Raw genomic sequence first — 14,004 nt, forward strand, 5'->3', positions numbered from 1 at the left:
CCGGACGCGGTCAGGCGTCGGTGGCGACGGTCGACAGCTGGAGGAGACCCTCTCCGACGATGGAGAGAGCGCCGAGGACGGCGGGCGAACCCTGGGTCTCCTGGATGAGGGAGCGGTACGCGCTCTCGAGGGGGCCGCGGCGGACGGGGTCCGCGACAGCACCGCCGGCGAGCACCCGGGGCACCAGCACGGTGCCGCCGGCGCGCACGAGACGCAGCCCGTGCTCGACGTACTCGATGACGCCCTCGGGATCGGCGTCGACGAGGACGATGTCGTACGAGGCCTCGTTCATGCGGGGGAGGACGTCCGACGCCCGGCCGGAGATGAAGCGGGCACGGGCCATCGGGACCCGGGCTGCGGTGAAGGCCGAGCGCGCCACGGCGAGGTGCTCGGGCTCCTTGTCGATGGTCGTCAGCGTCGCGCGGGGCGAGCCGTGCAGCAGCCAGAGTCCCGAGACGCCGCCGCCGGTCCCGATCTCGACGATGTTGAGCGCACGGCTCGCGGCGGCGATGACGGCGCACTGAGCTCCGACGACGGCGCTGATGGGGGCGGCGCCGATCTCGAGCGCGTGCGCGCGAGCGCGGCCGATCGCGTCGGGTTCGACCGTCGCCTCTTCGGCGAATCTGCGGGTGGCGTCGTAATCGCCCATGGGTGGACCTCCGCCCCCAGCCTAGGTCGACGTCGCGCCGCTGACCCGTCCGCCACACGGGTAATCTGGAGAGCATGTCGAACGGGCTCGATCTGGAGAAGATCCTCCTCATCGCGCTCATCGCGGCGGTGCTGCTGGGGCCGGAGCGGCTGCCCGGCTATGCCGCCAGTCTCGGCCGGTTCACCCGTCGCGTGAAGGACTGGCTGGACGGTGCCAGGACCCGGGTGAAAGAGGAGATGGGCCCCGAGTTCGACGACATCGACTGGCAGCGGCTCGACCCGCGCCAGTACGACCCCCGCCGCATCATCCGCGAGGCGCTCATCGACGATGCGCCGGTCCCGCCGGTGCCGGCGTCCGCGGCAGCTGCGGCGGCGACGGCCGCGGGCGGGACGACCGTCGCGGCCGCCGGCGAGCAGCGGGATCCCGCTGCGCCGCCGCCGTTCGACTCCGAAGCCACCTGACGCGCGATCGGCCGAGAGCGGGGTCAGCGGGGCCGGAACGGCAGTGAACGCCCGGCGAGCGAGCGCCGCTGCGCGACGAGCTCCGCCGCGACCGAATCGATCGCCTGCGCCGCCGCATCCTCGGGCGAGCCGACGACGACCGGGACCCCGGAGTCACCGCCGGTCCGGAGGGCGGGGCTCAGCGGGACGGAGCCGAGCAGCGGCACGTCCTCACCGGCCAGCGACAGCGCCGCCGCCACGGCCGCTCCGCCGCCGGAGCCGAACAGGTCCAGCAGGGTGCCGTCGGGCATCGCCATCGCGGCCATGTTCTCCACGACCCCGACCACCCGCTGGCCGGTCTGGCGGGCGACGAGGCCGCTGCGGACGGCGACGTCGGATGCCGCGCCCTGCGGCGTCGTGACGACGAGGACGTCGGCGGTCGGCAGCAGCTGACCCACCGAGATCGCGACGTCGCCGGTGCCGGGCGGCATGTCGATGAGCAGCACGTCGAGGTCGCCGAAGTGCACGTCCGTGAGGAACTGCTGCACCGTCCGGTGCAGCATGGGGCCGCGCCACGCGACGGCGGCCGGTGCGTCGGGAGGCAGGAACATCCCGATCGAGATGGCCTTCACGTCGTAGGCCACCGGCGGCAGCATCAGCTCGTCGATCCGGGTCGGCTGCGGGGGGCGACCGGTCTCGTCGACGAGGCCGAGCAGGCCGGGGATCGAGAAGCCGTGCACGTCGGCGTCGATGAGCCCGACGGCGAGTCCCCTCCGGGCGAGCGCGACTGCGAGGTTCGCGGTCAGCGTCGACTTGCCGACCCCGCCCTTGCCGCTCGTGACGGCGATCACGCGGGTCAGCGAGTCGGCGCCGAACGGCATCTGCCGCGGGCCGCGGATGCGCTCGACGAGCGCCGCGCGCTCGGCCGGGCTCATGACGCCCACGTCGACGGCGACCGAGGCGATGCCCGGGACGGATGCCGCGGCGTCCCGCACGTCGCGTTCGATCCGGTCGGCGGCGGGACAGCCCACGATCGTCAGGGCGATGCCGACGCGGGCGGCATCGCCCTCGACGACGATGTCGCGCACCATGTCGAGCTCGCCCAGGGGCCGGCGGAGCTCGGGGTCGGTGACGGCGGCCACCGCGCGCCGCACGTCGGCGGCATCCGTCACGGTGCCGAATCGCTCTCTGCGGCCCGGTCGCGCTCCTCGAGCCGCTCGAGCAGCGTCCGCAGCTCCTGACGCAGCACGTCCCGGCTCACCACCTCGTCCTGCATGTCGGTCATCGCCATGCGGAGCGCCACGACCTCACGGGCGAGGTACTCGGTGTCGGCGAGGTTCCGCTCGGCGCGCTGGCGGTCCTGTTCGATCTGCACGCGGTCGCGGTCGTCCTGCCGGTTCTGCGCGAGCAGGATGAGGGGCGCCGCATAGGACGCCTGGAGGGACAGCATGAGCGTGAGCGCGGTGAAGCCGAGCGTGGCGTCGTCGAAGCGCAGGTGGCGCGGCGCGAGCGTGTTCCAGCCGACCCAGATGATGCAGAACAGGCTCAGCAGGAGCAGGAACATGGGCGTGCCCATTGCACGGGCCACCCATTCCGTGAACCGGCCGAAGCGGTCGCGCGAGGGCTGCGGCGTCCGGGACAGCACCGTCGACCGTCGGCCGCGCGGTGCCTCGAAGCCCGACTTGGGCGCGCGCGCCATCATGGCGCCACCTGCGCGGAGTCGTCCTCGGCGGCGTGCGATCGCCAGTCCTCGGGCAGGAGGTAGTCGATCATGTCGTCGACGGTGACGGCGCCCACGAGGTGGTGTGCGCGGTCGACGACGGGAAGCGAGACGAGGTCGTAGCTCGCGAGCATGCGGGCGACCTCGGCGGCGGATGCCGACACGGGCACCGGCTCGACCGAGTCGTCGATGATCGCGCCGAGACGCTCGTGCGGCGGATAGCGCAGCATCCGCTGGAAGTGGACGACGCCGAGCAGCCGACCGGTGGGGGTCTCGTACGGGGGGAGCGTCACGAAGATCGCCGCGGCGAGGGCCGGGTGAAGCTCGTGGCGGCGGATGAGGGCCAGGGCTTCGGCCACCGTGGCATCCGCCGAGAGCACGATCGGCTCGCTGGTCATGAGCCCGCCGGCGGTGTCGGGACTGTGCTCGAGCAGGGCGCGGACGTCCTCCGCCTCCTCGGGCTCCATGAGATCGAGGAGCTGCTCGGCGCGGACGTCGGAGAGCTGGCCGAGCACGTCGGCGGCGTCGTCGGGCTCCATCGCGTCGAGGATGTCGGCGGCGCGCTCGTCGCCGAGGGCCTCGAGGATGTGCACCTGCTCGTCCTCGGGCATCTCCTCGAGCGCGTCGGCGAGACGGTCGTCGGAGAGCTCCTCGGCCACTTCGAGCAGGCGCTCCTCCGGGAGGTCCAGCAGCGTGTTGGCGAGGTCGGCGGGCTTCAGCTCGGAGTAGGAGGCGACCAGGAGCTCCGCCGACTGCGTCTGCCCGGCGACCTGCTGATCGCGGACGTCGCTCCACTGCGCGAACGTCGTCGGTCCCTTGGCGAACGGCGACGCGCTCGTCTTGGGCTTCCGCAGGAACAGCTGGCCGACCTGCCAGTCGCCGAGCCGGTCGCGCTCGATCGCGACGTCCTCGATGACCGCCGTGCCGGTGCCGTCGACGAGGTCGACCGAGCGCCCGATGAGCTCCGTCATGACGCGGACCTCACCGCCGCGCTGCTCGAAGCGGCGCACGTTGATGAGGCCGGTCGTGATGACCTGGCCGCTCGCGATCGACGTGACCCGTCCGATCGAGAGGAAGACGTTCCGCCGTCCCGGGATCTCGACCACGAGGCCCACGACGCGCGGCGGATCGTCCTTGCGGTAGATGACGACCACATCGCGGACGCGGCCGAGCCGGTCGCCCGCGGGGTCGAAGACGGCGCACCCCGTCAGGCGTGCCACGAAGACCCGTTGCGTGCTCACCCGACCAGCGTAGTCTTCGCAGCCCGGTCATCCTGGGCCCTTGCGCAGGCCCGCGTGTCAAGATGGTGCGATGAGCATGATGGGCGGAGCACCCAAGGAGCACGGCGCCACGGTGGCCGAGTACTCGTCGTACGAGACCGCGCAGAAGTCGGTGTCGACGCTGATCGCGTCGGACGTCCCGGCGCAGGACATCGCGATCGTGGGACGGGGGCTGCGCTCGGTGGAGCGCGTCACCGGCCGGCTCGGCTACGCGACGGCGGCCCGGTCCGGCGCCATCAACGGCGTCCTGCTGGGCCTGCTGTTCGCGGCGATCTTCGTCCTGGGCAGTGAGACGGCGGCCCTGCAGCTGTTCGTCGGGGTCATGCTCGTCGGCATCGCCCTCGGCATGCTCATGAGCATCATCAGCTACTCGATCATCCGCCGCCGTCGCGACTACACCTCGGTGACGCAGGTGATCGCCGACCACTACGACGTGACGGTGCTGCCGCGCAGCTTGGCGCGGGCGAAGGACCTGCTGGGTCCGGCCGCGGCCACGGCGGCGACGCCGCCGACGGCGCCGCCCGACCTCACGGCCCCGCCGCAGTACGGCGAACGGGTCGACCCCGCCGCGCCGCCGCAGTACGGCGAGCGTGTCGATCCGGTCCCCGAGGCGCCGGGGGAGAAGGTCGACCCGGCTCCGGATCCGTCGTCCGCGCCGCCGCAGTACGGCGAGCGTGTCGACCCGGTGCCCGAGCCGTCGCCCGAGCCTCCCGCTGACCCGCCGCAGGCCGCTCCGTCGCGATGATCCGGGTCGCCCTGCCCGCCGGCGACGTCGAGGTGTCCGAGGCGGTCGACGCGGCCGCCGAGCCGTGGGCGGTCCTGGCCCTCGCGCACGGTGCCGGCGCAGGCATGGCGCATCCGTTCCTGACCGGGTTCGCGGCCGAGCTCGCCGCGAACGGCGTCACGACGCTGCGGTTCACCTTCCCGTACCTCGAAGCCGGTCGACGGATGCCGGGCCCCGCCGCCCACGCGGTGTCGACGTGGCGCGCCGTGGCGGCCCGCGCCGTCGAGCTCTCCGGCGGGCTGCCCTGGTTCGCGGCCGGCAAGTCCTACGGCGGCCGGATGGCGTCGATGGCGGCCGCTGAGGGGGTGATCGACCCGGCCGGACTCGTGTACGCCGGCTATCCGCTGCACCCGCCGGGCAAGCCGGAGAAGCCGCGCATCGCGCACCTGCCCGGGATCTCCGCGCCGCAGCTGTTCCTCGCCGGAACGGCCGATCCGTTCCTGCAGCCGCTCGAGCAGTTCACGGACGCCGTCGCGGGCTGCATGGATGCCACCGTCTCCTGGACGGAGGGCGGCGGGCACTCCTTCGAGGTGAAGGGCGACCGCCGGCCGCCGGCAGCGGTGGGCGCCGGGATCGCGGCATCCGCGGTGCCCTGGCTGCGCCGGACGGCTCAGCGACCCGCGGCGTAGCCCTGCATCCCCCGCGGGTTCGCGGCGGCCCACACCAGGCCCGTCGCGCGGTCGAGCCCGACGGCGGAGAGCCGGCCGAGCGCCCAGTCGCCGGCACGCGCCACATCGTGACCGCGCAGGGCGAGGCCGCCGATCACCTCGTCGCCGAGCCGGTCCTCGGCGACGACGCCGGCCGGGGTCCAGGTGCGGGGCCAGAACGAGTCGACCATCGCGGTCGTGTGGAGCGTCGGCGCGTCGATCGCCTGCTGCGCCGTGTAGCCGCCCACCAGCATGCGCAGCAGCATGGGCAGCTGCCACTGGTCCTGCTGGTCACCGCCGGGGGTGCCGAGTGCGATCGTCGTGTCGCCGTCCTGCACGAGGGTCGGCGAGAGCGTCGTCCGCGGGCGTCGTCCGGGCACCAGGGCGGCGGGCGAGTCCTCGTCGAGCCAGCACATCTGCAGGCGGGTGCCGAGGCAGAAGCCGAGGTCGGGGATGGTCGGCGAGGACTGCAGCCAGCCGCCGGACGGGGTGACCGCGATGATGTTCCCCCAGCGGTCGACGACGTCGATGTGGCACGTGTCGCCGCGAGTGACCCCGGTCTTCGCCACGGTCGGCTCGCCCGTCCCCGGGGCGTGCACGGTGCCGTCCGCCCTGCGCAGCGGCGGATGCCATGCCGTCAGGCCGGGGACCTCCGCCGGACGCCACCGGTCGGATGCGCCGGACCCAATGTCCGCTCGGCGGGCGGCGACGACGTCGTCCGAGAGCAGGCCGGACGTGTCGCTGCCGTGCCCGAAGTAGGCGTCGCGGTCGGCGAGGACGAGCTTCAGCGTCTCGATCAGGGTGTGAGCGCCGTCGACCGTCGCCGGGTCGAGGCGGTCGTCGTCCAGCGGCTCGAGGATCCGCAGCGCCTCCAGCAGCGCCGGCCCCTGCGTCCACGCGCCCGCCTTCGCGACCGTGCGGCCGCGGAAGCCGACGGTGACCGGCGACTCGTAACCGGCGTCGAAAGCGGCGAAGTCGTCCGGGGTGATGACGCCGGCGTGGTCTCCTCCGGTCGCATGACGGTGGGGCGCGGCGAGGAACGCCGAGGCCGCCTGCGCCACCACGCCGGTCTTCCACTCCCGGCGTGCGGCGTCGATGCGGCCGGTGCGGTCGGGCGCGGCGGCGCCCGCGTCCACGAGGCGTTCGAGCGTCGCCGCGTACGCCGGATTGACGTGCACCGATCCGGCGGCGGGTGCCTGGCCGTCCACCAGCCACAGGTCGCCCGACGAGGTCCACCCGGTCCGGAATAGATCGGCGACGCGGGCGATGGTCAGCGCCGCCTGAGCGAGGAGCGGGTGACCGTCCCGGGCGTACCCGATGGCGTACGCGAGCACGTCGGCGAGCTCCCACGTGCCGTGGTCGCGCAGCAGCACCAGCCACGCGTCGACCGCCCCCGGCACGGCGGCGGCGAGTCCGCCGGCGCCCGGGACGATGTCGAGGCCCTCGGACCGGAAGTGCTCGATGGACGCCGCCGCCGGCGCCGGCCCCTGACCCATGAGGACCGTCGGACCGGCGGCATCCGCGGTCTGGAAGATGCCGACGAGGTCGCCGCCCGGCCCGTTCAGGTGCGGTTCGACGATGTGCAGCACGAACCCGCCCGCGCAGGCGGCGTCGAAGGCGTTGCCGCCCCGCTCCAGCACGGCCTGTGCGACCGCGGTCGCCGTCGCGTGCGTCGACGCCGCCATCCCGAAGGTCCCGGCCAGCTGGGGCCGCGTCGTGAAGGACGGGGGAGGTGTGTAGGTCACCGGTTCGGCCGGCTCACGCGCGCCGGGAACGGGCGATCCAGGCCTCGACCTCGTCCGCCGTCCGCGGGATGTCCGCCGACAGGTTGACCGGGCCGTCCGCCGTCATGAGGATGTCGTCCTCGATGCGCACGCCGATGCCGCGGTACTCCTCGGGCACGGTCAGGTCGTCGATCTGGAAGTACAGTCCCGGCTCGATCGTGAAGACCATGCCCGGCTCGAGCTCGCCGTCGTAGTACATCTCGCGCCGCGCCTGGGCGCAGTCGTGCACGTCGATGCCGAGGTGGTGGCTCGTGCCGTGCACCATGTAGCGGCGGTGCTGGCCGCCGCGGTCGCCGTCGAGCGCCTCCTCGGCGGTCACCGGCAGGAGGCCCCACTCCGCGACGCGGCGGGCGATGACCGCCATGGCGGCCTCGTGGATCGCACGGAACCGCACACCCGGTCGGGCGACGGCGAAGGCGGCGTCGGCGGCCTCACGGACCGTCTCGTAGATCGTGCGCTGGATCGGGCTGAAGGTGCCCGACACCGGCAGCGTGCGCGTGACGTCCGCAGTGTAGAGGCTGTCCATCTCGACGCCCGCGTCGATCAGGACGAGGTCGCCGGGCACGACGGGGCCGTCGTTGCGGGTCCAGTGCAGGTAGCACGCGTGCGGACCGGATGCCGCGATGGTGTCATAGCCCTCGCCGTTGCCGTCGGTGCGGGCGCGCAGATGGAAGACGCCCTCGATGGCACGCTCGCCGCGCGGGGTGTCGATGATGCGCGGGAGCTCGGCGACGATGTCGTCGAAGCCGCGCGCCGTGGTGTCGACGGCTGCGCGCATCTGCGCGATCTCGTACTCGTCCTTCACGAGACGCAGCTCCGAGACGAAGCGGGTGAGGTCCTCGTCCTCATCGACGACGACGTCGCCGTCGGATGCCGCGAAGCGGTCGACGTGCGCCGTGGCGACACCGAGGTCGGCGGCGACGCCCGCCAGTGCGGGGCGCGGCCCGATCCAGAACTCGCCGATCGACGCGTCCGCGTAGAACTCGGCCGTCGTGCGGTCAGCCCGCTCCCGCAGGTAGAGGGTGACGTCGTGGCCCGAATCGGTCGGGTCGAACACGAGCACCGAGTCGGGGACGGCGTCGGCGGCCCAGCCGGTCAGGTGGGCGAACGCGGAGTGCGCGCGGAACGGGTAGTCGGTGTCGTTCGAGCGCTGCTTGAACGAGCCCGCCGGGATCACGAGCCGCTTGCCGGGGAAGGCCGCCGAGACGGCGTCCCGGCGGGCAGCGGCGTACGGCGCCTGCTCGCGCTGCGGCGGCGTCGACTCGGGCCGATCCGCCCAGCCGCGGGAGATGGTGTCGAGGAAGCCTGCCGGGAACGGCTGCTTGCGGTTGGTGGTCGCCGCCGCCGGGGTCTCGGTGGTCGGCTCGGCGATCGTGTCGCGCTGATCGGTGCTCATCGCTCTAGTCTCGCACCGACGGCTCGCCCGGTCACCCCGGCGGGCGGTCAGCCGGCCGGCTCGAGCTGGACGACGACGGGGCGGTGGTCGCTGGCGGTCCCGTCGAGCGAGGTCAGCACGACCGATCCGGTGGGCGTCCAGGCATCCGTCGCCATGACGTGGTCGATGGGCGTGCCGAGGAGGGCCGGCCAGGAGGAGTCCCATGTGCCGACCGCGCCGTTGCCGGTGGAGGTCGCGGCATCCGTGCACCGTCCGAGGTGACCGCCGTCGGTGCCGAGACGGCCCATGTGGTCGACGGTCGCGTTGAAATCGCCCGCCATGATGACGTTGTCGGTCGCGCACTGGTCCGCCAGCCACCTGAGATCGCTGCGCCAGTGCGACATGTCGTCCTCGCGTGGGGCGACCGCGTGGGCGGCGACCACGACGGGGCCGTTTCCGTCGACGGGCATCGCGACGACGCTCGGCACGATGGACGTGTTCGTCTCGCCGAACGCCGCCGACTCGACGACGGCGTAGTCGCCCAGCTCGGGGGAGATGAGCAGGGTCGTCCAGTTGGCGTCCCAGCCTTCGAAGTTCTCGTGGTGCACCCACATCGGGTTGCCGCGATCGCGCATGGCGACGGCGATCTTCGTGCCCGTCTCGGAGTTCGTCTCGGGGAGCGCGACGATGTCGACCTGCATGGCGATCGCCGTCTTCACGACGGCGTCGATGTCGGTCGCCGCGCCGGCGGTGTTCCAGGTCATGACGCGGATGCTGTCGGCCGTCGGTTCGGGGAGGTGGGTGCTGCCGAGGCCTCGGAGGGCGAGGGTCCCGGCGTTCGCGACGGCGGCCAGGATGGCGATCGTCGCGATGGCGGCGGCGAAGCTCCGCGTGCGGCGCGGCAGGCAGAGCAGCAGGGCGACGACGGCGATCGCGACGAAGAGGAGGACCACGATCGGCCGCAGCGACACGATCTGGGCGAACGGGAACGACCGCTCCAGACGGAAGAACTGGGGCCAGGTGACGAGAGCGGCGCCGATGGCGGCGACGATCGTTCCGAGGATCCCCAGCAGGCGCAGCACACAGTGACACTATTGCGAGAGGCTGAGGACTTTCTGCGCGCTACGCTCGATCCCATGTCAGCCGGGTATCGCTCCACCGCGCAGCCCGTCGGACCCAGCGACCTGCACCTGCATTCCGATCACTCCGACGGCACCGAGCCGCCCGCCGCCGTCATGGCGGCCGCGCACCGCGCGGGTCTGCGCACGGCGGCGCTGACCGACCATGACACGACGTCGGGGTGGGCGGAGGCAGCGGATGCCGCCACGTCCCTCGGGATGACGTTCGTGCCCGGGATGGAGCTCTCGGCGCGGCACGAGTGGCGGAGCGTGCACGTGCTCGCCTACCTCTTCGACCCGGACGACGCCGAGCTGCGGGTGATCACCGACCGCATCCGCGAATCGCGGCTGAGCCGTGCGCGGACGATGGCCGATCGCATCGGGCGCGATTACGACCTGACGTGGGACGACATCCTCGCGCAGACGACGACCGGGGCGAGCGTCGGGCGCCCCCACATCGCGGACGCCCTCGTCGCACGCGGGCATGTGCGCGACCGTGGCGAGGCGTTCGGCGGGATCCTGAACCCGGCGAGCGGATACTACGTCGAGCTGTTCGCGCCCGATCCGGTCACGGCGGTGTCCGCCGTCGTCGCTGCCGGCGGCGTTCCGATCATCGCGCACCCGGCCGGGCGCAGTGGGCTGCTGCCCGACAGGCTCCTGCGGCGGATGATCGATGCGGGGCTCGCGGGCTTCGAGCTCGGTCATCGCGAGAACGTGGAGCCGGCGCTGGGTCGCCTCGGCGCCATCGTCGCCGAGCGTGGACTCATCGCGACCGGCTCGAGCGACTACCACGGTCGCGGCAAGCCGAACGTGCCGGGGGAGTTCACCACGAGCGACGACATGCTGGCGCGGATCCTCGAACGCGGCTCGGGCAGTTCGGCGGTCACGCCCTGACGGGTGCCCTCATAGGTGATCGACGTCCACGGTCGAGGATCGACGGGACACGCGGGCCGTCGGCGCTGTCCTCGGTCCACCGCCCACGTGTCGCCCTTCCCAGCCGGCACGGTGGTGGTGACGTGCCGATCAGAAGGGTGGGGTGTCGGTGCGGTCGGTGGTGTTGGCGCGGTCGGTGTTGTCGGGTCCGGTGGCAGGTGTGAAGGCGACGGCGGGCGTGGGTGCGTCTTCGCGGTAGGTCCTGCCGGCGGGTGAGGTCCATTCGAGGACTCCACCCTGCAGTTGTCGGACTCGCCAGGCGGTGAACTGCTTCATCGAATGGTGCCGTTGACACAGGTGGGCGAGGTTTCGGAGTTCGGTTCTGCCGCCGAGGGCGTGGTCGTGGGTGTGGTCGATCTCACAGCGGATCGCGGGCACCCGGCAGCCGGGGTACCGGCAGTGCTGGTCTCGGGCTTGCAGGTACCGGCGCATCGGCAGCGGAACCCGGTACGAGTCGACGGCGACGGTGGTTCCGGTGACGGGGTCGGTGAACATCCGCTCCCAGATCCCCACACTCCCAGCCAGGGTGCGGGCGGTGAGCGTGTCGATCGGTGACCGGCCCATCAGATCCGCAGGCCCGTCATCCGTGCCGTCCAGACACGACGCCGGCAGCACGACCTGCACGCGGGCACGGATCGCGCCCAGCGGACCCGCACTCGTGTCGATCGTGTCATCCAGCGCCGGTGTTCCTGCGAGCAGCAGGTCGGCGAAGATGTCCGCTCGTACCTGGTCGATTCCGCGAGCGTCCGTCGCGACGACGTGTGCATCCGCGGTCGCAGTCGCGTCAGCGCTGTCCGCCGAGCGCGTCACTCCGAACGCGACTCCGACCAGTTCCGCCTCCGACCGTTCTGCCGCAGCCCGTTCCGCCTCCGCCCGCTCCGCTCGCGTGTCCACGATCGCCCGAGCCTGTTGCGTCAGTCGGTCGTGGATCCCCTCCGCGAGCACCGTCGGCAACGTGGCGATCAGGTCGGACATGCCGTCCCGGCCCGGCACCAGGCGCACGCACCGTCCCGCGGCGGCTTCCTCGTGGCGTTCGGTGAACGACCGCGGGTGCATCCGCTGCGCGAGGATCTCGAGTTCGGCCCGGACCCGGTTCGGGGTGTCCTGCTCGCACCGCACGATCGCGGCGGCCTCGAACTCGGCCCGACGATCGAGGGGCACGACGCCGCCGGCATCCACGATGACGAGAACGTGCCCGCGCGTGATCCGACCCGTCTCCCACGCCGTCAGTGCGGCCGGGTACCCCTCGACGATGGTCCGGGCTTCGTCGATGCGACGCTGCACGGTCCGGTCGGTGGTGCGCATGATCCCGCCGACCTCGGCGGCGATGGACCGCAGCGCCATGTCGTGGACGCGCACCCGAGAGCCGCTGCCGGCGGCCTGCGTCTCGGCGAGCTGACCTGCGCGCGCGAGCGCGCGCAGCTGATCGATGTGGGCAACGGTGAGTCGCCTCTCGATGCCCTCGACGTCGTGCACCACGGCCGCGAGGGACGCGAGATACGCGTCCGATCCCGGCGTCTCCGCGGTGCTTGTCATACCCCCATTGTGGTGAGGGCCTCAGACATTCAGCCCGCCGATCAGCCGAGTTATCCGCAGGCGAGCCGACCGGTCAGCGACAGGCGAGCCGACGCCCGCAGCGGGCCCAGACGCTCCCTCCCGGAAACAGCGAAAGGCCGGTCGCGACGAGCGCGACCGGCCTTTCGTCAGGAGATATCAGGCTCCGGCGACGGGCGCTCCGGCGCCCGAGCCGCCGCGGCGACGACGGCGGCGACGTGCCGGCGCCGGCTTGCCGTCGTGGTGCTCCTTGCCCGCGCCGTCGTGGGTGCCCGCGCCGTCGGCGGCGCCGGCGGCGTCTCCCGCGTCACCCTTCGCGGGGGCGGGGGCGGCGTCGTCGCGAGCCGCTGCCTCGGCGGGAGCGTCCTCTGCGAACGTCGCGCCGACCCGGGCTTCCTCCGACCCGCCGCGGCGGCGCCGGCGGCGGCGGGTGCCGCCCTCGCTCGTGCCTTCGGCAGCGGCATCCGCGGCCGAAGCCGGCTGCGCCGTGCGGGGAGCCGATGCCTTCGCCGACGCCTTGGGCGCCGTCGTGATGCGGCCCTTGGTGCCGGCCGGGATGTCCAGGTCGGCGAACAGGTGCGGGCTCGACGAGTAGGTCTCGACGGGCTCGGGCTGGCCGAAGTCGAGGGCGCGGTTGATGAGCGCCCACTTGTGCAGGTCGTCCCAGTCCACGAACGTGACGGCGATGCCGGTCTTGCCGGCGCGACCGGTGCGGCCGGCGCGGTGCAGGTAGGTCTGCTCGTCGTCGGGGATCGTGTGGTTGATCACGTGCGTGACGTCGTCCACGTCGATACCGCGCGCAGCGACGTCGGTCGCGATGAGAACGTCGCGCTTGCCGGCCTTGAACGCCGCCATGGAGCGCTCACGCGCTTCTTGGCTCATGTCGCCGTGGACGGCTCCCGCGTTGAAGCCGCGGTCGCCCAGCTCGTCGACGAGCCTCTGCGCGGCGCGCTTGGTGCGCGTGAAGATGACGGTCTTGCCGCGGCCCTCGGCCTGCAGGATGCGCGCGATGACCTCGTCCTTGTCGAGCGAGTGCGCCCGGTACACGAGGTGCTTGATGTTCGCCTGCGTGAGGCCCTCGTCGGGGTCGCTCGCGCGGATGTGGATGGGGTTCGACATGAAGCGGCGGGCGAGCGCCACGATGGGCCCGGGCATCGTCGCCGAGTAGAGCATCGTGTGGCGCACCGGCGCCACCTTCTGGAAGATCTTCTCGATGTCGGGCAGGAAGCCGAGGTCGAGCATCTTGTCGGCCTCGTCGAGGACGACCTCCGTCGCGTGCGACAGGTCCAGCAGACGCTGGTTGTTGAGGTCGATGAGACGGCCCGGCGTGCCGACGACGATCTGCGCGCCGGCCTTCAGCTGATCGATCTGACCCTCGTAGGCCTTGCCGCCGTAGATGGCGACGACGCTCGTCGAACGGCCGGAGGTGAGCATGTCCATGTCCTCGTAGACCTGCACGGCGAGTTCACGCGTGGGGACCACGATGAGGGCCTTGACGCCGGGCTCGGGGTTCAGGCCGAGGCGCTGGACGACGGGGATGCCGAAGCCGAACGTCTTGCCGGTGCCCGTCTTCGCCTGTCCGATGATGTCCTGGCCGGGCAGGCCGAGCGGGATCGTCTGCTCCTGGATGGGAAAGGCATCCACGATGCCCTTCGCCGTCAGCGTCTCGACGATGTCGGGATCGACGCCCATGTCAGCGAATGTCGTCATAGTTCTTCCG

At 72.5% G+C, this 14,004-nt stretch carries 13 protein-coding genes; 4 read left to right on the plus strand and 9 right to left on the minus strand.

Annotated features, from left to right (window positions below):
* Positions 1 to 10 precede the first annotated feature (10 nt).
* Positions 11 to 649, minus strand: coding sequence for an O-methyltransferase (locus tag AB3M83_RS07215; protein ID WP_412946460.1), 639 nt, complete (start codon positions 647 to 649; stop codon positions 11 to 13).
* Between the two features lie 74 nt (positions 650 to 723).
* On the opposite strand from AB3M83_RS07215, the gene AB3M83_RS07220 reads away from it, so the two are divergent.
* Positions 724 to 1,110 carry a twin-arginine translocase TatA/TatE family subunit gene (locus tag AB3M83_RS07220; protein WP_412946462.1) on the plus strand — a complete coding sequence of 129 codons (387 nt, stop codon included), beginning with the start codon at positions 724 to 726 and terminating at the stop codon, positions 1,108 to 1,110.
* Positions 1,111 to 1,133: 23 nt separating this feature from the next.
* Here AB3M83_RS07220 and AB3M83_RS07225 read toward each other — a convergent pair whose 3' ends face one another.
* From AB3M83_RS07225 to AB3M83_RS07235, 3 genes are read right to left on the minus strand one after another with little or no spacing between them, the layout of a single operon-like run.
* Complete coding sequence (locus AB3M83_RS07225; RefSeq protein ID WP_412946463.1) at positions 1,134 to 2,261, minus strand: Mrp/NBP35 family ATP-binding protein; 1,128 nt, start codon at positions 2,259 to 2,261, stop codon at positions 1,134 to 1,136.
* Entirely contained in the window at positions 2,258 to 2,788 is a 531-nt protein-coding gene (locus AB3M83_RS07230) for a DUF1003 domain-containing protein (protein ID WP_412946464.1), read from the minus strand. The genes AB3M83_RS07225 and AB3M83_RS07230 overlap by 4 nt, the downstream gene beginning before the upstream one ends.
* Positions 2,788 to 4,050 carry a magnesium transporter MgtE N-terminal domain-containing protein gene (locus AB3M83_RS07235; protein WP_412946465.1) on the minus strand — a complete coding sequence of 421 codons (1,263 nt, stop codon included), beginning with the start codon at positions 4,048 to 4,050 and terminating at the stop codon, positions 2,788 to 2,790. The genes AB3M83_RS07230 and AB3M83_RS07235 overlap by 1 nt, the downstream gene beginning before the upstream one ends.
* A gap of 70 nt (positions 4,051 to 4,120) precedes the next feature.
* Between AB3M83_RS07235 and AB3M83_RS07240 the strand changes: the two genes are divergently transcribed.
* Positions 4,121 to 4,834, plus strand: a complete 714-nt coding sequence (locus AB3M83_RS07240; protein WP_412946467.1) for a YflT domain-containing protein — start codon at positions 4,121 to 4,123, stop codon at positions 4,832 to 4,834.
* Positions 4,831 to 5,502, plus strand: a complete 672-nt coding sequence (locus AB3M83_RS07245) for an alpha/beta hydrolase family protein (protein WP_412946469.1) — start codon at positions 4,831 to 4,833, stop codon at positions 5,500 to 5,502. Before AB3M83_RS07240 ends, AB3M83_RS07245 begins: the two co-directional genes overlap by 4 nt.
* On the opposite strand, the gene AB3M83_RS07250 is transcribed toward AB3M83_RS07245, so the two are convergent.
* From AB3M83_RS07250 to AB3M83_RS07260, 3 genes are read right to left on the minus strand one after another with little or no spacing between them, the layout of a single operon-like run.
* Entirely contained in the window at positions 5,484 to 7,265 is a 1,782-nt protein-coding gene (locus AB3M83_RS07250) for a gamma-glutamyltransferase family protein (RefSeq protein ID WP_412946472.1), read from the minus strand. The two genes, AB3M83_RS07245 and AB3M83_RS07250, sit on opposite strands and share 19 nt — an antisense overlap.
* A gap of 13 nt (positions 7,266 to 7,278) precedes the next feature.
* A complete protein-coding gene (locus tag AB3M83_RS07255; RefSeq protein WP_412946475.1) occupies positions 7,279 to 8,700 on the minus strand; it encodes an aminopeptidase P family protein in 1,422 nt (473 codons plus the stop codon).
* Positions 8,701 to 8,747: 47 nt separating this feature from the next.
* Positions 8,748 to 9,761 carry an endonuclease/exonuclease/phosphatase family protein gene (locus AB3M83_RS07260; protein ID WP_412946478.1) on the minus strand — a complete coding sequence of 338 codons (1,014 nt, stop codon included), beginning with the start codon at positions 9,759 to 9,761 and terminating at the stop codon, positions 8,748 to 8,750.
* Positions 9,762 to 9,815: 54 nt separating this feature from the next.
* Between AB3M83_RS07260 and AB3M83_RS07265 the strand changes: the two genes are divergently transcribed.
* The gene (locus AB3M83_RS07265; RefSeq protein WP_412946481.1) at positions 9,816 to 10,691 is read left to right on the plus strand and encodes a PHP domain-containing protein; all 876 of its coding nucleotides are present in this window, start codon (positions 9,816 to 9,818) and stop codon (positions 10,689 to 10,691) included.
* 129 nt (positions 10,692 to 10,820) lie between these two features.
* On the opposite strand, the gene AB3M83_RS07270 is transcribed toward AB3M83_RS07265, so the two are convergent.
* Both AB3M83_RS07270 and AB3M83_RS07275 read right to left on the minus strand, forming a co-directional pair.
* Positions 10,821 to 12,266 carry an HNH endonuclease signature motif containing protein gene (locus AB3M83_RS07270; RefSeq protein WP_412946482.1) on the minus strand — a complete coding sequence of 482 codons (1,446 nt, stop codon included), beginning with the start codon at positions 12,264 to 12,266 and terminating at the stop codon, positions 10,821 to 10,823.
* A 177-nt stretch (positions 12,267 to 12,443) separates the two neighbouring features.
* A complete protein-coding gene (locus AB3M83_RS07275; RefSeq protein WP_412946483.1) occupies positions 12,444 to 13,994 on the minus strand; it encodes a DEAD/DEAH box helicase in 1,551 nt (516 codons plus the stop codon).
* Positions 13,995 to 14,004 lie beyond the last annotated feature (10 nt).

Source organism: Microbacterium pasadenense, from assembly GCF_047246565.1.
GTDB lineage: Bacteria > Actinomycetota > Actinomycetes > Actinomycetales > Microbacteriaceae > Microbacterium.